The organism is Psychromonas ingrahamii 37 (assembly GCF_000015285.1).
GTDB classification, from domain to species: domain Bacteria; phylum Pseudomonadota; class Gammaproteobacteria; order Enterobacterales; family Psychromonadaceae; genus Psychromonas; species Psychromonas ingrahamii.
In genome coordinates, this window is sequence record NC_008709.1 from 461440 (window position 1) to 478872 (window position 17433).

At 41.3% G+C, this 17433-nt stretch carries 15 protein-coding genes and 1 riboswitch; of the genes, 12 read left to right on the forward strand and 3 right to left on the reverse strand.

Annotated elements, in window-relative coordinates:
- Positions 1-46: 46 nt before the first annotated feature.
- The 8 genes from PING_RS20370 to PING_RS01945 all read left to right on the forward strand — a co-directional run bounded on the left by PING_RS20370 (position 47) and on the right by PING_RS01945 (position 8070).
- Positions 47-208, forward strand: coding sequence for a hypothetical protein (locus PING_RS20370; protein WP_157035287.1), 162 nt, complete (start codon positions 47-49; stop codon positions 206-208).
- A gap of 740 nt (positions 209-948) precedes the next feature.
- A riboswitch (TPP riboswitch) is annotated at positions 949-1092 on the forward strand.
- 78 nt (positions 1093-1170) lie between these two features.
- On the forward strand, positions 1171-3141 hold the full coding sequence (gene thiC / locus PING_RS01915; protein WP_011768781.1) for a phosphomethylpyrimidine synthase ThiC: 1971 nt from the start codon (positions 1171-1173) through the stop codon (positions 3139-3141).
- A gap of 61 nt (positions 3142-3202) precedes the next feature.
- The gene (gene thiE / locus PING_RS01920; protein WP_011768782.1) at positions 3203-4705 is read left to right on the forward strand and encodes a thiamine phosphate synthase; all 1503 of its coding nucleotides are present in this window, start codon (positions 3203-3205) and stop codon (positions 4703-4705) included.
- Positions 4706-4773: 68 nt separating this feature from the next.
- Positions 4774-5526 (forward strand): HesA/MoeB/ThiF family protein, encoded by a 753-nt coding sequence (locus PING_RS01925; protein WP_011768783.1) that lies wholly within the window; start codon positions 4774-4776, stop codon positions 5524-5526.
- Positions 5523-5723, forward strand: a complete 201-nt coding sequence (gene thiS, locus PING_RS01930) for a sulfur carrier protein ThiS (protein ID WP_011768784.1) — start codon at positions 5523-5525, stop codon at positions 5721-5723. Before PING_RS01925 ends, thiS begins: the two co-directional genes overlap by 4 nt.
- 6 nt (positions 5724-5729) lie before the next feature.
- Positions 5730-6527 carry a thiazole synthase gene (locus PING_RS01935; protein WP_011768785.1) on the forward strand — a complete coding sequence of 266 codons (798 nt, stop codon included), beginning with the start codon at positions 5730-5732 and terminating at the stop codon, positions 6525-6527.
- 7 nt (positions 6528-6534) lie between these two features.
- Positions 6535-7653: a 2-iminoacetate synthase ThiH gene (gene thiH / locus PING_RS01940; protein WP_011768786.1), complete on the forward strand. Its 1119-nt coding sequence runs from the start codon at positions 6535-6537 to the stop codon at positions 7651-7653.
- Between the two features lie 30 nt (positions 7654-7683).
- Positions 7684-8070: an RNA-binding S4 domain-containing protein gene (locus PING_RS01945; RefSeq protein WP_011768787.1), complete on the forward strand. Its 387-nt coding sequence runs from the start codon at positions 7684-7686 to the stop codon at positions 8068-8070.
- A gap of 39 nt (positions 8071-8109) precedes the next feature.
- On the opposite strand, the gene PING_RS01950 is transcribed toward PING_RS01945, so the two are convergent.
- The 3 genes from PING_RS01950 to uvrA form a co-directional block, all read right to left on the reverse strand.
- Positions 8110-8757, reverse strand: a complete 648-nt coding sequence (locus tag PING_RS01950) for a lytic transglycosylase domain-containing protein (RefSeq protein ID WP_011768788.1) — start codon at positions 8755-8757, stop codon at positions 8110-8112.
- A 45-nt stretch (positions 8758-8802) separates the two neighbouring features.
- Positions 8803-10542 (reverse strand): PglL family O-oligosaccharyltransferase, encoded by a 1740-nt coding sequence (locus PING_RS01955; RefSeq protein ID WP_011768789.1) that lies wholly within the window; start codon positions 10540-10542, stop codon positions 8803-8805.
- Between the two features lie 62 nt (positions 10543-10604).
- Positions 10605-13442 carry an excinuclease ABC subunit UvrA gene (gene uvrA / locus PING_RS01960; protein ID WP_011768790.1) on the reverse strand — a complete coding sequence of 946 codons (2838 nt, stop codon included), beginning with the start codon at positions 13440-13442 and terminating at the stop codon, positions 10605-10607.
- Between the two features lie 205 nt (positions 13443-13647).
- Here uvrA and PING_RS20835 point away from each other — a divergent pair, with 205 nt between their 5' ends.
- The 4 genes from PING_RS20835 (at position 13648) to fbaA (ending at position 17332) form a co-directional block, all read left to right on the forward strand.
- Entirely contained in the window at positions 13648-13980 is a 333-nt protein-coding gene (locus PING_RS20835; protein WP_041765817.1) for a hypothetical protein, read from the forward strand.
- Positions 13949-14185: a DUF2301 domain-containing membrane protein gene (locus PING_RS21720; protein WP_198134732.1), complete on the forward strand. Its 237-nt coding sequence runs from the start codon at positions 13949-13951 to the stop codon at positions 14183-14185. The genes PING_RS20835 and PING_RS21720 overlap by 32 nt, the downstream gene beginning before the upstream one ends.
- A gap of 737 nt (positions 14186-14922) precedes the next feature.
- Complete coding sequence (locus PING_RS01970; RefSeq protein ID WP_011768791.1) at positions 14923-16095, forward strand: phosphoglycerate kinase; 1173 nt, start codon at positions 14923-14925, stop codon at positions 16093-16095.
- A 160-nt stretch (positions 16096-16255) separates the two neighbouring features.
- A complete protein-coding gene (gene fbaA, locus PING_RS01975) occupies positions 16256-17332 on the forward strand; it encodes a class II fructose-bisphosphate aldolase (protein ID WP_011768792.1) in 1077 nt (358 codons plus the stop codon).
- Positions 17333-17433: the final 101 nt, after the last annotated feature.

Here is a 17433-nt window from a genome sequence, read left to right on the forward strand (position 1 = left end):
TTTTAAGATTAATAAACCTCGTTATCCATGATAGCGGGGTTTTTTTATGTCTGCCTGCAAAAATATCTGGGCACATATATTCAGTTCTTTACGTACAATGACATTAGTCCGTGGTCAGTTCTCTATGCTGTTTAAAAACTATATGCCTTGTCCAAACAATGTTGCTGAAGGCGTAATCGAAAAAGTTAAAGCGGATAAAGTTATTTAAAAGAAATAGTTTCTTTTAAATAACTTTTAAGATTAATAGACCTCGTTATCCATGATAGCGGGGTTTTTTTATGTCTGCCTGCAAAAATATCTGGGCACATATATTCAGTTTTTTACGTACAAATGCAGCAGGGCGAATTAGACGACAGTCTAGTGTTATGGGCGGAGGAGCTCTGCGACTCCTGTTCGTGGTCAGTTTTCGATGCTGTTTAAAAACTACATGCCTTGTCCAAATAATGTTGCTGAAGGCGTAATCGAAAAAGTTAAAGCTGATAAAGTGGCTTAAAAGAAATAGTTTCTTTTAAATAACTTTTAAGATTAATAGACCTCGTTATCCATGATAGTGGGGTTTTTTTATGTCTGCCTGCAAAAATATCTGGGCACATATATTCAGTTCTTTACGTATAATGACATTAGTCAGTGGTCAGTTCTCTATACTGTTTAAAAACTACATGCCTTGTCCAAACAATGTTGCTGAAGGCGTAATCGAAAAAGTTAAAGCTGATAAAGTTATTTAAAAGAAATAGTTTCTTTTAAATAACTTTTAAGATTAATAAACCTCGTTATTTCTATAACGAGGTTTTTATGGCTGTCACTTAAGCAAAATTTCCTGCACCGCCGTTAAACACTTGGTTCGTTTGTTATACCAATTCCATTCATTGAGTGATTCTATTCTGATCTGATTTAATGCCTAACATTCAGTTATTCTATTTAACTTGCCCGCTTTTTCTTCTATACTGCTGGCTCTTGTCGGAGCGCCTTCGGGCTGAGACTACTGAGTTTGCAATATGATCACCCAATAACAGGTGTTTTTTGTACAGCAAAGTGGAATCCGTGGAACCTGATTGGGTTAATACCTGCGTAGGAAACAAGCATAAAGAAAATGAATCTCCTTTCTTTACTCTTTCCACTGAATTTCGACAAGCACTCTCACTACCCAATTTAATTAAGGTAAAGAATGCTATGTCTAATCAAGTAAACTCGAATTTAAAAACCAGCAGCCGTAAAGGTTTATCCCGCAAAGCCTCCCGCCGAGCAGCGCAGGACTATATTCAAAATCTCAATAACGAATCCTACCCCAATTCAGAAAAAATTTTTATTAAGGGTGAACTTCATCCGATTAAAGTGGCAATGCGACAAATTCATCAGGCCGATACTTTGCTGGCAGGCAGTGGAGAACAGCCCGTTTTTGAAAAAAATGAAGCTATTCCCGTTTATGATACTTCCGGCCCTTATACGGATCCTAAAACGAAAATAGATGTGCATGCCGGCTTACCTAAATTACGTCAATCCTGGATTGCTGCCCGTGATGATGTTGAAACACTGGAAGGTGTCACCTCAAATTTTGCCAAGGCACGTTTGGCTAATGACAGTTTAGATGATTTGCGCTTTGCAAATCGGCCTAAACCCTTACGCGCTAAAAAAGGACAATGTGTCACCCAAATGCACTATGCACGCCGAGGTATTATTACCCCTGAAATGGAATACATTGCTATTCGTGAAAACATGGGCCGTGACCGCGTAAAATGTGAAGCGCTGCATTTTCAGCATGCGGGTCATAGTTTTGGTGCCAATCTGCAGGAAAAAATAACCCCGGAGTTTGTGCGTCAGGAAGTTGCTCGCGGACGTGCCATTATCCCGTCCAATATTAATCATCCGGAACTTGAGCCAATGATTATCGGCCGTAATTTTCTGGTAAAAGTAAATTCTAATATTGGTAACTCTTCGGTAAGCTCTTCAATTGAAGAGGAGGTTGAAAAGCTGGTTTGGTCAACGCTGTGGGGTGGTGATACGGTAATGGACTTGTCGACCGGGCGTAATATTCATGAAACCCGTGAATGGATCCTGCGTAACTCTCCCGTGCCAATCGGTACAGTACCTATCTATCAGGCACTGGAAAAAGTAAAGGGTGTGGCTGAGGATCTCAGTTGGGACGTTTTCCGTGACACCTTAATTGAACAGGCCGAGCAAGGGGTGGATTATTTTACTATTCATGCCGGTGTATTATTACGTTTTGTGCCGATGACAGCAAAACGTGTTACGGGTATTGTGTCTCGCGGCGGTTCAATCTTTGCAAAGTGGTGCTTATCGCATCATAAAGAAAACTTTGCTTATGAATATTTTCGCGAAATTTGTGAAATCTGTCAGCTATATGATGTGTCATTATCTTTAGGTGATGGTCTGCGGCCCGGATCAGTTGCAGATGCTAATGATCAGGCACAATTTGCAGAATTGGAAGTGTTAGGCGAACTGACTAAAGTTGCCTGGGAATACGATGTACAGGTGATTATTGAAGGTCCGGGTCATGTGCCGATGCAGATGATTAAAGAGAATATGGATAAACAGCTGGACGATTGTTTTGAAGCGCCATTTTATACCTTAGGGCCGCTAACCACGGATATTGCACCGGGATATGATCATATTACGTCGGGCATAGGTGCCGCGCAAATTGGTTGGTACGGTTGTGCAATGCTTTGTTATGTCACCCCAAAAGAGCATTTAGGTCTGCCAAATAAAGATGATGTAAAAGTCGGTTTAATTACTTACAAAATTGCAGCGCATGCCGCGGATTTAGCAAAAGGGCATCCAGGTGCGCAAATTCGTGATAATGCCTTGTCAAAATCACGGTTTGAATTTCGCTGGGAAGATCAGTTTAACCTCGGTTTAGATCCAGTCACCGCACGAGAATATCATGATGAAACCCTGCCGCAGGAATCCGGAAAAGTCGCGCATTTCTGCTCAATGTGCGGGCCAAAATTCTGTTCAATGAAAATTACTCAGGATGTGCGTGATTTCACTGCAAAATTAGATTCAGGTGAGATCAGTATTAAGATTTTAGATGAAACTATTACTATGACAGCAGCAGAAGGCATGGCACTTAAAGCCAAAGAATTTAACGACTCTGGTGCTGAAATTTATCAGCCAGTTTTATAAAAAAGCTGTCGGCTGTCGGCTGTTAGCTGTCAGCAGATAGCTGCTCTTGTTAAGGATAAATATGAATAAACTTGTTTGGAGTATTGGTGCTTCTGATTGCACTGGTGGTGGGGGGATTCAGGCGGATCTCCATACTTTTAAAGACTTAGGCGCTGATGGCTGCTCGGTGATTAGCGCGGTTACCGCGCAAAACTCGGCGACCGTGAGTTTGGTTGAAAGTGTATCGGAACAGATGTTCACCGATCAATTAGCCTGTTTAACGGCCGATATGCAGGCAAAGGTGATCAAAATTGGTTTAATTACCAGTGTGAAACATGTGCAGATTCTCGCTGAAAAATTGGCTGAATTTAAACAAACCTGGGCGGTGCCACCTTTTGTGATTTACGATCCGGTCGCAGTTGCATTGACGGGTGAGAAGATGGCAGAAGAAGGGCTTGTTGAGCTTATTAGAACAGCCTTACTACCCTGCATTGATTTGTTAACCGCCAATGCCGGTGAAGTACTTACCTTATCCGGTCATGCTTTAATCAGTGGTGAGTCGCTAAAACCTGCCGCTTTAAAACTCATCTCGCTGGGCTGTCAAAGTGTCTTGATTAAAGGTGGTGATTTTGAACTGGTGGATAAAATAGCGCTTGATTACTGGACAGATGGCAAGCGTGAAATCGCATTAAGCAGCGCACGACTGACTCGTATGGAGAGTCACGGCACGGGGGGCATCTTAGCCAGTGCCATTGGCGCAACTATCGCCTTGGGCTACTTTATTGAAGATGCTTTGGTGGTTGCGAAAGCCTATCTGAATCAAGAGCTAAAAGCGGCCAAAAAGCTTGGCTTCTATGGAATAGCCCATTTAGGCTGGCCAACCAATAAAACTGATTTTCCGGAAGTAGTGTTACCCGAGTCAAAAATCGGTTATGAGTTAGATCTGCCGGGGACATTGGAAGCCGGGCCCGGTTTTGCTTCCTGTGGCACTTTGAAACTGGGGCTATACCCAGTGCTGGACAGTGTTGAATGGTTGGACAAAGTCCTGAAGTTGGGGGTTAAAACCCTGCAGCTGCGAATTAAAGACAAACAACCGGAACAAGTTGAGCAGCAGATTATTGAGGCCATTGCCCTTGGACGTAAATATAATGCGCGTTTGTTTATTAATGACTACTGGCAACTGGCCATCAAACATCAGGCCTACGGGGTGCATCTTGGTCAGGAAGATATGGACGTTGCGGATTTACCCATGATTGCCGATGCGGGCCTGCGCTTAGGGCTTAGTACCCATGGTTATTATGAGATATTACGGGCGCAGCAGTTAAAACCCAGTTATATCGCACTGGGGCATATTTTCCCCACTCAAACGAAACAGATGCCATCGGATCCGCAGGGGCTAAGCCGTTTAGGAAAATATGCACAGTTGTTATCCGATATTCCAACGGTGGCGATTGGCGGCATTAATCTTGAGCGGGCTACCACAGTTTGGAAAACAGGGGTTGGCAGTATTGCAGTGGTTAGCGCAATAACCCATGCCGACTCTCCCAAAATCGCCATTGAATCATTTAATCAAGTGATCCAGTAAAAAATAGCCAAGAGTGGTGAGTTTAAGGCTCTCTACTTGAAGTATTCATAATAATATTAAGGTAAATCATGTTAACGGATCCTGAAGTATTACGTTATAGCCGTCATCTATTATTGGAAGATGTTGGTGAGTCCGGGCAAAGCGCTTTGAAATTTTCCAAGGTACTGATTATTGGTATGGGCGGACTCGGCTCACCCGCCGCACTGTATTTAGCCGCTGCGGGGGTAGGCACACTGGTAATATCTGATTTTGACCATTTGGAAGTGAGCAATCTGCAACGCCAAATCGCTTATCAGAACAGTGATCTAGGCGCGCCTAAAGTGACCTTAATGAAACAGCGTTTAGAGGCACTTAATCCTGAAGTACGAGTACGCGTCATTAATACTCAAATGAGTCAATCACAACTTTCGATGGAGCTTATTCTGGCGGATTTAGTCTTAGATTGTACCGATAATATGGCCAGTCGGCAGATGATTAATAACGCCTGTGTACAGGCGAAAACCCCCTTAATTGTGGGTGCTGCTATTCGCTTCGAAGGGCAGTTAATGTTTTTTGACCACAGTAAAGCCGATTCTGCTTGTTACCACTGCCTATTCCCCAATAGTGAAGAGCCGGCTTTGAATTGTAGCAATGCAGGGGTGCTTGGTCCTGTGGTTGGTACCATTGGCACCTTGCAGGCACTTGAGGCATTGAAGTATCTACTTGGTTTACCTTCAGGCATTAATAATAAATTAAAACTTTTTGATGCTAAAACCTTAGAGTGGCAAACCTTTGTGATTAATAAAGATCCCAAATGCCCCGTATGCGGACAAATTCAATGAATATCTTTGTAAACGAACAGGTAATAACAATCCCCGCCAACTGTAATATTGAACAATTATTATTGCTGTTAGAAAGTCCTTTAAAAGGCAGCGCAGTTGCAGTTAATCAGCATATTATAAGCCGTTCAAAATGGGCTGAATATAAACTTAATGAAGGCGATCAAATTTCGCTTTTTCAAGCCATAGCAGGAGGCTAGCCATCAATGTTATTTAATAAAATGCAGGGCAATGATCCATTAGTGATTGCCGATAAAACCTTCACTTCGCGATTATTTACTGGCACAGGTAAATTTAATGACCAAAAAACTATGATTGCAGCGCTCAGGGCATCCCAATCTGAATTAGTCACTATGGCGTTAAAGCGTATTGATATGGAGCATAAGGATGATGATATTCTCGCGCCCTTAATTAAAAACGGGATGAATTTATTACCTAATACTTCCGGTGCCCGTAATGCCAAAGAGGCGATATTTGCTGCACAACTCGCCCGTGAAGCCTTGCAGACCAACTGGATAAAATTAGAAATTCATCCGGATCCTAAGTATCTGCTGCCGGATCCTATTGAAACATTAAAAGCCGCTGAATTTTTAGCGCGTGATGGTTTTGTGGTACTGCCCTATGTGCATGCCGATCCTGTTTTGTGTAAACATTTAGAAGCCGCCGGCTGTGCGGCGGTAATGCCATTGGGCGCCCCCATTGGTTCTAATAAAGGGTTAAAAACCATTGATTTTTTAGAGATTATTATTGAGCAGGCGAATATTCCGGTGATTGTGGATGCAGGCATTGGCAGTCCTTCGCATGCGGCGCTGGCAATGGAGTTAGGTGCCGATGCAGTGTTAGTGAATACCGCCATGGCGGTGGCAAATGATCCCGTTTTGATGAGTGAAGCTTTTGCTAAAGCGGTGCAGGCCGGGCGACAGGCATATCTTGCAGGTTTAGCGGGACAGGTGAATCATGCTGTTGCGTCAAGTCCACTGACTGCCTTTTTACAGGCGGGGTAAGCAAATTATGAGCTTTAGTGAACAGATAAAAAATTATCAGTGGGATGATATCCGCCTGTCTATTTATGGTAAAAGTGAAAATGATGTAAAGCGCGCTTTGTCTAAAGAACGTTTAGATTTAGAAGACTTTAAAGCGTTAATCTCTCCCGCAGCTGAGCCTTTCCTCGAGCAAATGGCACAAAAATCACAACAACTGACCCAGCAGCGTTTTGGTAAAACACAGCAATTTTTTATTCCCCTCTATTTGTCCAATATGTGCAGCAATATCTGCACCTATTGTGGTTTTTCTATGCATAATGCTATTCGTCGCAAGACCTTGGATATGAAAGAGATTGAAGATGAGTGTTTAGCGATTAAAAAAATGGGTTTTGCCCATATTTTACTGGTGACCGGGGAGTCTGAACGCAAGGTTGGGGTTGAGTATTTTAAACAGGCGCTGCCTATTATAAAAAAACATTTTTCGCATATCTCCATTGAGGTGCAGCCTTTAGATCAGCACGAATATGAAGCGCTTATTGAGTATGGTGTTGATGCCGTATTGGTGTATCAGGAAACCTATAATCCGGTTACCTATGCAGAGCATCATTTAAAGGGTAAAAAATCTGATTTTAAGTACCGTTTAGATACCCATGATAGACTCGGCAAAGCGGGTATGCTTAAAATGGGCTTAGGCTGTTTAATTGGTCTTGAGGAATGGCGCACCGATTGTTTTTATGTGGCCGCACATCTGAATTATTTAGAGAAAATATACTGGCAAAGCCGCTATGCAATCTCATTTCCACGTCTACGTCCCTGTGCAGGCGGCATGGAAATAAAGTCGGTGATGGATGATAAAGAACTGGTACAATTGATTTGTGCCTATCGATTATTTAGTCCCGAGGTTGAATTATCACTTTCAACACGCGAATCTGAACATTTTAGAGATCATGTTTTACCTTTAGGTATTACATCATTAAGTGCGGGATCCAGTACACAGCCCGGTGGTTATGCAGCAACATCGACAAAAGCCCTTGAGCAGTTTGAAATATCCGATGACAGATCCCCGGCTAAAATGGCGAAGTTGGTTAAATCAAAAGGTTTTGAGGTGGTTTGGAAAGATTGGGATCATAGTCTGACGGGTAAATAAGTCAGTTAATATAATCATAAAGAAGGTGATATGTCAGAGCAAGAAATTTACGCAACGCTGGTGGAAATTAAAGAGGAGCCAACAGCCCTTTATAAAATACTGAAATTCGCAAACTTAGTGTCGGGTGGTGGGGAAGCGAAACTTGCGATCACCGAAGGTTATGTTTTTTTGAATGGTCAGGTTGAAACTCAAAAACGCAAAAAAATCTATGCGGGAGATGTAATTAGTTTTAATGAGCAGCATTATCAGATTGCTTTACAAGGTCAAACCGAAGGTTATGAAGTTTTGGAGCCGGAGGTTGTTGAGCATAAAAAAGAAGCTAAGGGGAGAATGCCAACCAAGCCAGCAGCTCAACCTGAAAAGAGTAAAGCGGTCAAAAAAACGCGTAAGCCAATTAGTTTTAGCCTAAAGGGATAAAATTTAAGCTTATGGACCGCTTTAATAAAGAATGGGGCTTTAGAGGCTATTGCGGTAATACCAATAAAATCCCATTACTTTATTAATATAGTGTTCAGTCTCGGGGTAGGGCGGAATTGTTTTATTATAACGTCTTACTGTGCCCTCTCCTGCATTGTATGCCGCTAACGCGAGCTCTTTACTTTTAAACTCCTGCAGCAGTGTATACAGGTATTCTGTGCCGGCGTGAATACTCTGCTTGGGATCAAAAGGATCATTGACACCAAAACGCAGCGCCGTCTCCGGCATCAACTGCATCAAACCCTGCGCACCAGCGGATGAAACTGCATTATACTGATAGCTGGATTCTGCTGTGATCACCGCATGAATAAATGATGGCTCCAGGTGATATAGATTTGCCGCTTGAAGAATAAGAGGGTGGTATTTTTTTTGCAGTGTTTTGTTCCTTGGTACCCTAACAACAGTCACATTTTTACGTTTCTGGGTATTGAACGAGTTTGAACTTGTATTAGAATCACTTTTTAATATCAAGTGGTAAGTTGAATCAACTTTACGTTCAGCAAAATGTTGATTACCCTCTTTATCAATCATTCTATAAACATCAGCACAGACATTATTCGTCAGCAGTAAACTAACCAATAACGACAGTAAAATTTTCCATTTTTGAATGTACTTGAGTTGTTTCATAAGGAGTGATGACTCTTTTATTGTTCAGTTATTATTGTTCAGTTATTATTGTTCAGTTATCTTTTTTTCTTCGTTGACATTAACTGGTGAAGCTTGCGCTGAACTACTTGCTGCAGCTTGACTGGTTTGTTTATCTATATTGGCCAATTGGTGGTCCTCTGGATACAAATATAGCGCATAATCCAGCGTTTTCTGCGCCTTTTCCGGCTGCTGATTATTGAGATAAGCAAAATAAAGAATAGTATAAAAAAACGCTTTTGGTTTGCTTTCAATGGTTTTTTCTGTCGAATCTATTATTTTTTGAAGATCTTCAGGTTGATCCATTTGACTTGCCAGTCTTAAACGAAAATTATTGAGATGGAATTCAAAACGATCTGCAAATACTAGTGGATTCACCACATCAAGCAGCAGTTGAATATTTGGCTTTTCATTACGTTCATATGCGGTTATTTTGGAGATAGTATGTAAATTGCTGAGCATAAATAGTGTGGTAAAGAGCGGGGTTAATAATGCAACTGCACGCAATGCAAAGGTTGGCCGGAACATTTTTTGCCGACTGTTTTCGGACTGGGAGTCAATATAAAAGACCAATACTAGCAAAACTAACCAGTGCAGAGCAGAATGGTAAAATGGATATTCAGTTTGGGTATGCACCGCGATAGGAATAACCAGTGTGGATAAAGCCATTGCATGGGTTAATCTAAATTTTCCTAATAAGTGTATAAAAGCGATTACCAATAACAATATTGCGACTATTGGTACCACACCACCCTCAATGGCCCAGAATAATATTTCATTATGTGGGTGAGTAAGATGCTGGTGTTCAGGTTTTGATTTGCTATTTTTAACCCGCTCTGCGGTGTTGATTAAATAGTTTTTTTCAAATCCCCCGTAACCATATCCTATTAAAGGGTGCTTTTTGATCATATCCCAACTATTACTATAATGGGTTAGACGCCCACCGCCTTCGGTCATATTAGCAATATTTCTTTTCCCGAGAATATCTCCTCCTTTTGTCGAGGCTAAACCCAGGCCTAAGAAAATAGCCAGAATGAATATACCGAATTTTCGTTTACTGCTTTGCCATGCCCACGGAATAAATAAGACAAAAGCTATCAATAACCCCAAATAACCAGTGCGTGAGACGGTGATGGTTATCACCCACATATTAAGCAGGGCGCTTAATAGTAAAAATATTTGTAATTTTTTATCTTTGATTTGCTGTAATAAGTAGCCGGCTAAAATCAGCGTTGTTGCCATAAAGCTGGCAAGTACATTGGGTTGCTGAAAAATGCCATAGGGACGCCCATAACCTACATCATAACCAAAAATATTATTGGCTGGCAGCAGATAATCCTGCATTAAGCTGTAGCAAGCCTGTATAAAACCGGCGAGTACAATAAGTAATAAAAGTTTTTCGAGGTTCTTTTTATCAAACTGGAACTGCTGCAGGCTGATAAAGAGCAATATACCGGCAAACAGGCCGATTAAGCGTGTATAACTCTGATCGGCCAGCTCATTGTTAGGGTAAAAAAGAGGAATATAAAAGAGGATAAAAGCGCTTAATAAAACCACCGTAAAACGGCTGTAGAATATTTTTTGTTGTACGGTTATTTTCCATAAACCAAGACTAATCAAGACTGAAAAAAATATCCATACTACATTATTCTGTGCCAATTCAAGGCCACTGCCACCCTGATTATGCTGAAAATAATGGGCTCCAATGCCCATTAAAAGCGCAAAAATTATTATAAATACACAGGTTAATTTTTGTTGTAAATCCATTTTCAATGGCTCTTTTTATCGCTGTAATATTTATAACTATGCACTGGTGTTATGCGCAGGTGTTATGCACTTATAATTTTTTTGTTTAACATTTCTTTTAAAAACTGTCCGGTGTAACTGGCCGATACTTTTATAACTTCTTCCGGCGTTCCTGCCGCGATAATTTCACCGCCGCCATTACCGCCTTCGGGGCCTAGATCAACTATCCAATCTGCGGTTTTAATCACATCTAAATTATGCTCAATAATAACAATAGTATTACCATGGTCGCGTAAAGCCTGGATGACTTTTAAAAGTTGGGCAATATCATGAAAGTGTAAACCTGTGGTTGGCTCATCCAGAATATACAGGGTTTTACCGGTATCACGTTTGGAAAGCTCTTTGGCTAATTTTACCCGCTGAGCCTCTCCACCTGAAAGGGTGGTTGCAGCTTGGCCTAAACGGATATAGGACAGGCCTACATCCATTAATGTTTGTAATTTTCGCGCGATCACGGGAACGGGTTGATAAAACTTAAAAGCATCTTCAACGGTCATATCTAAGGTTTCATGGATATTTTTGCCCTTATATTTAACCGCTAATGTTTCGCGGTTATAACGTTGACCCTGACAGATATCACAAGGGACATAAACATCAGGCAGAAAGTTCATTTCAACTTTAATGACCCCATCACCCTGGCAGGCTTCACAGCGTCCGCCCTTGACATTAAAACTAAAACGGCCTGGTTTATAACCGCGCGCACGTGATTCAGCTGTCGCGGCAAACAGTTCACGAATAGGGGTAAAGATACCGGTGTAAGTCGCTGGATTTGAACGTGGGGTCCGGCCTATCGGACTCTGGTTAATATCGACCACTTTATCTAAATGAGAAAGACCGGTTATCTTTTGATAGGGAGAAGCCTTAAGGATGGTCGCTTTATTTAATCGGGTTTGTGCAAGTGGATACAAGGTATCATTAATCAAGGTTGATTTACCTGAGCCGGAAACACCAGTAATACAAGTTAATACCCCAATTGGTATTTCTAGATTGACTGATTTTAAGTTGTTACCCGTTGCTCCGCTTAATTTTATCCACTTATCGCTAAGCGCGGTGCGTTTTGAAGGAATGGCTATCGACTTACGGCCACTGAGGTAATCAGCAGTTAATGAGTTTTTGGCTTTAAGAATTGTTTTATAATTACCTTCTGCGATAACAAAACCACCATGGATACCTGCGCCGGGGCCGATGTCAATAATATGATCGGCCAGACGAATGGCCTCTTCATCATGTTCAACGACGATCACGGTATTTCCAAGGTCGCGTAGATGCGTTAAGGTTTTCAATAAACGCGCATTATCGCGTTGATGCAAACCTATAGAAGGCTCATCTAAGACGTACATTACCCCCATTAACCCTGCGCCAATTTGGCTAGCAAGACGAATACGCTGCGCTTCCCCTCCGGAAAGAGTTTCAGCACTGCGTTCTAAACTCAGGTAATTAAGACCAACATTAACTAAAAAACTAAGACGCTCTAAAATTTCTTTAAGAATTTTTTCTGCTATTGTCGCTTTTTGTCCCTGCAGTTTGATATCGGCAAAAAAAGATTCTGCATCTGCAATAGATAATTGCGAGATATAAGGCAGGTTGACCTCATTAATAAAGACATGGCGCGAGGATTCTTTTAAACGCGATCCCCGGCAGCTCGAGCAGGGCTGGCGGTTCATATATTTAGCAAGGTGCTCGCGCATCGCACTGGACTCTGTTTCGTGGTAGCGACGCGTTCTATTTGGAATAACACCTTCAAACACATGTAAGCGGGAGACAATATCCCCTTTATCATTACTGTATGAAAATAAGATTTTCTCTTTGCCTGAGCCAGATAAAACAATTTGCTGCTGTTTTTTACTGAGATTCTGAAAAGGGATCTCAGCTGAAAATCCATAATGATCACAAACCGCGAGTAACATCTGGAAATAATAATTAGATTTACTGCTCCAGCCGTCAATGGCCCCATCAGCTAAGCTTAATGAAGGATTGCTGACCACAAGCTCAGGATCAAAATATTGCTCGATGCCGAGTCCTTCACAGGTTGTACAGGCACCTGCTGGATTATTGAAGGAAAATATGCGTGGCTCTAATTCTGCAATACTGTAACCACAATGCGGACAGGCGAAGTTAGCTGAAAAAAGTTGTTCCGGTTGATCGTTATCCATAAAGGCGACAACCGCTGAGCCGTTACTTAAATTCAGGGTTGTTTCGACGGACTCAGCCAAGCGCTGTTTTAAGTCATCGCGCACTTTAAAACGATCCACAACCACTTCAATAGTGTGTTTTTTATGTAACTCTAATGCCGGTGGATCGCTTAAGTCACAAATCTCCCCGTCAATCCGCGCCCGTAAAAATCCCTGTGCAGCAAGACTTGCAAAGGTTTTAACATGCTCGCCTTTACGCTCTTTGACAATTGGGGCAAGGAGCATCATTTTACTGCCACTTGGATTACTTAAAATTGAATCCACCATCTGACTAACGGTTTGTGCATTAAGGGTAACGTTATGTGTCGGGCAGCGCGGATCACCGATACGCGCAAATAAAAGGCGCAGATAATCGTGAATTTCAGTAATAGTTCCGACCGTAGATCGCGGGTTATGAGAGGTTGATTTTTGCTCTATGGAGATCGCCGGTGATAAACCTTCTATATGCTCAACATCAGGTTTTTCCATTAAGGAGAGAAACTGGCGTGCGTAGGCCGAAAGGGATTCAACATAACGGCGCTGTCCTTCCGCGTATAGGGTATCAAAAGCCAGAGATGATTTTCCGGAACCCGAAAGTCCGGTGACCACAATCAGTTTATCGCGTGGAATAGAGATATCGATATTTTTAAGATTATGAGTTTTAGCGCCACGAATTTCAATGCTGTTCATGATGATTCTCTAGTTTTATAACAAAATATTTGGAAGTCTGTTTATTATTGCATATTCTTAATAAACAACGAAAAATCAGTTTAGTCATAATATGTAACCTCAATTTGGAATAATGAAAGCGTAATATTCTTTTGTAGATTAAGACCTGAGGTTTATCTATTTTAATTCTATTCCATTCAATTATCTTTTCAATCAAGGTTTGATTATGGCAGATATAGGGGTAAAAGAACGATTAGATATTTGGGATAAAATAAGTATCATATTATATCGTTGCGGGATGATATTGACAGGTCTTTCTTTACTCCTGCTGGCAGTACAACAACTTTTTTATCCCTATTGGTTTAAACACTGCCTAATATTTTTATCTTTGGGTGCTTTATTGCAGGCCGCTTCATTACATATTTATAAAAAACCCGTCCGTTGGATATTAGTCACCTCCTGTTGGGTAGGTGTTTGGTTAGTTGCCGTTAGCCTTGCAACAAGCGGATTACTTGAGCCTGGGTGCATTGTCTATTACCCTGTCGGGTATCGCTATTAAGGAAAGCCATTGTTTTTCATTTTTTTACCTTAAGTTCGTGCCCGTTTTATTAGTGCTGTCCTGGTTCGCTGTATTTTTTGCACAGGCGCAATGGGCAGCTGGCATTTTTTTTCTCGCGGCTTTTTTATATCTGTATATGGCTTGGAAAAAACTTAACATGCCCCTTTTTTATGACTTGGGTGATCGCAAAAAATATGAAATTTAACCGGCACAGCAGATTTTTAGGTTTTGCCTTCTGTAAAATAATCGATTAAATTTTCTGTTGATACTTTGCCTTTTCAGATGATTGCTCAATATTATATCTTAAGCCGTTGAATCAGTGTTTTTTAGGTGGAAAATGCGAATAACTCACGCTATTAACCACGGTAAAAAAAGAGCAATCGGCTGTCGTTAATAAACTTAAATTTCAGCTAATTAGCTTGAAAACCTCAATTATTGTCTTATGTGGTGAAATAAGTTGTGGAAAATGATGCAAATCAACTCCCCCGCAGGGGAAAAAGGTAAATTACACTCTCATTAACATCGAAGTCAGAAAAACTTTCGTCTATACTGCTCACAACTAATACAAGTTGAACCGACAAATGTTTACTATAAAGCTTTGTTATAGCTAGGCTTGGACAGATATTCAGGCAGTAATATCAGAAGTATACCTAAACTACCTGAAGATGCAGATGCAGATGCAGAGTTTCGCCCAGATCCTAGAACAAGGCGTAACATGATGAGAAGGGTTATTACCTTCTCAAGTGTTACAACGCAGAGCTCGCTTTCGGGCTAATCTCCCGAAGGGTAAGATGATGACTGATGTTGTTAGCAGGCTTTGATTTAGAATAACGAGATCATCAACCTTCTGCCTGGAAAGCCATCATTTATGGTCTTGCTGATGACTGCATCTTCAAGTAATTTCAGTATATATAGTTTTAAAATCAAATGAGAGGACTCATCATGTCAGTAAAGAAAATGGTAGATCAAGATTTAGCAGGCAAACGCGTATTTATTCGTCAAGATCTTAATGTGCCAATTAAAAACGGTAAAGTTACATCTGATGCGCGTATCCGTGCTTCTATCCCAACAATTAAACTAGCGTTAGAAAAAGGCGCTAAATTAATGATCACATCTCACTTAGGTCGTCCCGTTGAAGGCGGTACTGCTGAAGAAAATGCCGCATTCTCTCTACAACCTGTGGTTGATTATTTAAATGAAGCGTTAGATGTGCCCGTCCGTTTAGTCACTGATTACTTAAATGGTCTGGAAGTAAACCCAGGTGAAGTCGTTGTTCTGGAAAACGTTCGTTTTAATAAAGGTGAAAAGAAAGATGAAGAAGGTCTTGCTAAGCAACTTGCTGCACTTTGTGATGTTTACGTAATGGATGCATTCGGTACGGCTCACCGTGCTCAAGCATCGACTCACGGCATTGCTAAATTTGCGCCTGTCGCATGCGCAGGCCCATTACTTGCCGCTGAGCTTGAAGCATTAGGTAAAGCAATGGACAATCCGGCTCGCCCGTTAGTAGCTATCGTGGGTGGTTCTAAAGTATCTACCAAGCTTACGGTACTTGAGTCTCTCTCTAAAATTGCTGACCAACTTGTTGTTGGTGGTGGTATTGCTAATACCTTTATTGCAGCACAAGGCCATAATGTTGGTAAATCATTATATGAAGCCGACTTAGTTGAAACAGCTAAAAAACTAATGGTTGACTGTGCTATTCCTGTTGCGACAGATGTTGCTTGTGCTAAAGCCTTTGATGAAAACGCAGAAGCCGTTATTAAAAACGTGGCAGACGTGCAAGATGATGACATGATCTTCGATTTAGGTCCTGATTCAACAGCTGTATTAGCGGCTATCCTAAAAGATGCTAAAACTATTCTTTGGAATGGCCCGGTTGGGGTTTTTGAGTTTAAAAACTTTGAAGCGGGTACTGCTGGTATCGCAAAAGCGATTGCTGAATCCGATGCGTTCTCTGTTGCTGGTGGTGGTGATACATTAGCTGCTATCGATAAATTTGGTATTACTGCAGATGTTTCTTACATCTCAACGGGCGGTGGTGCTTTCCTTGAATTTGTTGAAGGTAAAGTCTTACCCGCAGTGGCCATGCTAGAGTCACGTGCAAATGCTTAAGAAAACAGTTAAAACGAGATAAATGCTCGTTTTTTCAATTCGATCTGATTTTTAATTTTATCCAATTTCCATTTTCGTGCTTTTCATCACAAAATTGTGTAATATCAGCCGTGAAATTGAGCAAAATGTAATTTAACTCTAAATAAACAGGACTATCCTTATGACTAAGATTTTAGACGTAGTAAAACCTGGTGTTCTCACTGGTGATGATTTACAAAAAGTATTTAAAGTTGCAAAAGAAAACAAATTTGCACTTCCAGCGGTAAACGTTGTTGGCAGTGATTCAATCAATGCTGTACTTGAAGCTGCAGCTAAAGTTAAGGCACCCGTTGTAATCCAATTCTCTAATGGTGGTGCTGCATTTAACGCAGGTAAAGGTCTTAAACTTCCTGGTCACGAAGCCGCTATTCTTGGTGCTGTTTCTGGTGCTAAACACGTTCACGCAATGGCTGAAGCTTATGGCGTTCCTGTTATTCTTCACACCGACCACGCTGCAAGGAAACTACTGCCTTGGATCGACGGACTACTAACTGCTTCTGAAGCGCATTTTGCAGAAACGGGTAAGCCTCTTTTCTCTTCACACATGATAGATCTTTCTGAAGAGCCTCTAGAAGAAAATATTGCAACTTGTGCTGAGTACCTAACGCGTATGTCTAAAATGGGCATGACGTTAGAAATAGAACTAGGTTGTACTGGTGGTGAAGAAGACGGTGTTGATAACTCTGGTATGGATGACTCATTACTTTATACTCAACCCTCTGAAGTTGATTATGCCAATACTGAGCTTTCTAAAATCAGCCCTAACTTCACTATTGCGGCTTCTTTTGGTAACGTACACGGCGTATACAAGCCAGGTAATGTTAAACTGACTCCAGCTATCCTACGTGAATCACAAGCATTTGTGTCAGAGAAGCACGGTCTTCCAACAAACAGCTTAAACTTCGTATTCCACGGTGGTTCTGGTTCATCTGAAGCTGAAATTCAAGAGTCTATCGGTTACGGTGTTATCAAAATGAATATCGATACAGATACGCAGTGGGCATGTTGGGATGGCGTTCGTGGTTATGAAGCTAAAAACCATGATTTCCTACAAGGCCAAATCGGTAACCCAACGGGTGAAGATGCTCCTAACAAGAAATACTATGATCCACGTGCATGGTTACGCGCTGCTCAAGAATCTATGGTTGCACGTCTTGAGAAAGCATTCTCAGATCTTAACGCAGTTGATGTACTATAATTTAACGGATTCAGTTACTAGTCAGTTGAATATTTAAATTATCAAGCCAGCTTAATTGCTGGCTTTTTTTTTACCCAAAATAACACCTCGATGCAACTAAA

Bases quoted from the DNA above. Each gene is read 5' to 3' on its own strand.
- PING_RS20370 (WP_157035287.1), top strand. From the start codon at position 47: ATGTCTGCCTGCAAAAATATCTGGGCACATATATTCAGTTCTTTACGT.
- thiC (WP_011768781.1), top strand. From the start codon at position 1,171: ATGTCTAATCAAGTAAACTCGAATTTAAAAACCAGCAGCCGTAAAGGT.
- thiE (WP_011768782.1), top strand. From the start codon at position 3,203: ATGAATAAACTTGTTTGGAGTATTGGTGCTTCTGATTGCACTGGTGGT.
- PING_RS01925 (WP_011768783.1), top strand. From the start codon at position 4,774: ATGTTAACGGATCCTGAAGTATTACGTTATAGCCGTCATCTATTATTG.
- thiS (WP_011768784.1), top strand. From the start codon at position 5,523: ATGAATATCTTTGTAAACGAACAGGTAATAACAATCCCCGCCAACTGT.
- PING_RS01935 (WP_011768785.1), top strand. From the start codon at position 5,730: ATGTTATTTAATAAAATGCAGGGCAATGATCCATTAGTGATTGCCGAT.
- thiH (WP_011768786.1), top strand. From the start codon at position 6,535: ATGAGCTTTAGTGAACAGATAAAAAATTATCAGTGGGATGATATCCGC.
- PING_RS01945 (WP_011768787.1), top strand. From the start codon at position 7,684: ATGTCAGAGCAAGAAATTTACGCAACGCTGGTGGAAATTAAAGAGGAG.
- PING_RS01950 (WP_011768788.1), bottom strand. From the start codon at position 8,757: ATGAAACAACTCAAGTACATTCAAAAATGGAAAATTTTACTGTCGTTA.
- PING_RS01955 (WP_011768789.1), bottom strand. From the start codon at position 10,542: ATGGATTTACAACAAAAATTAACCTGTGTATTTATAATAATTTTTGCG.
- uvrA (WP_011768790.1), bottom strand. From the start codon at position 13,442: ATGAACAGCATTGAAATTCGTGGCGCTAAAACTCATAATCTTAAAAAT.
- PING_RS20835 (WP_041765817.1), top strand. From the start codon at position 13,648: ATGGCAGATATAGGGGTAAAAGAACGATTAGATATTTGGGATAAAATA.
- PING_RS01970 (WP_011768791.1), top strand. From the start codon at position 14,923: ATGTCAGTAAAGAAAATGGTAGATCAAGATTTAGCAGGCAAACGCGTA.
- fbaA (WP_011768792.1), top strand. From the start codon at position 16,256: ATGACTAAGATTTTAGACGTAGTAAAACCTGGTGTTCTCACTGGTGAT.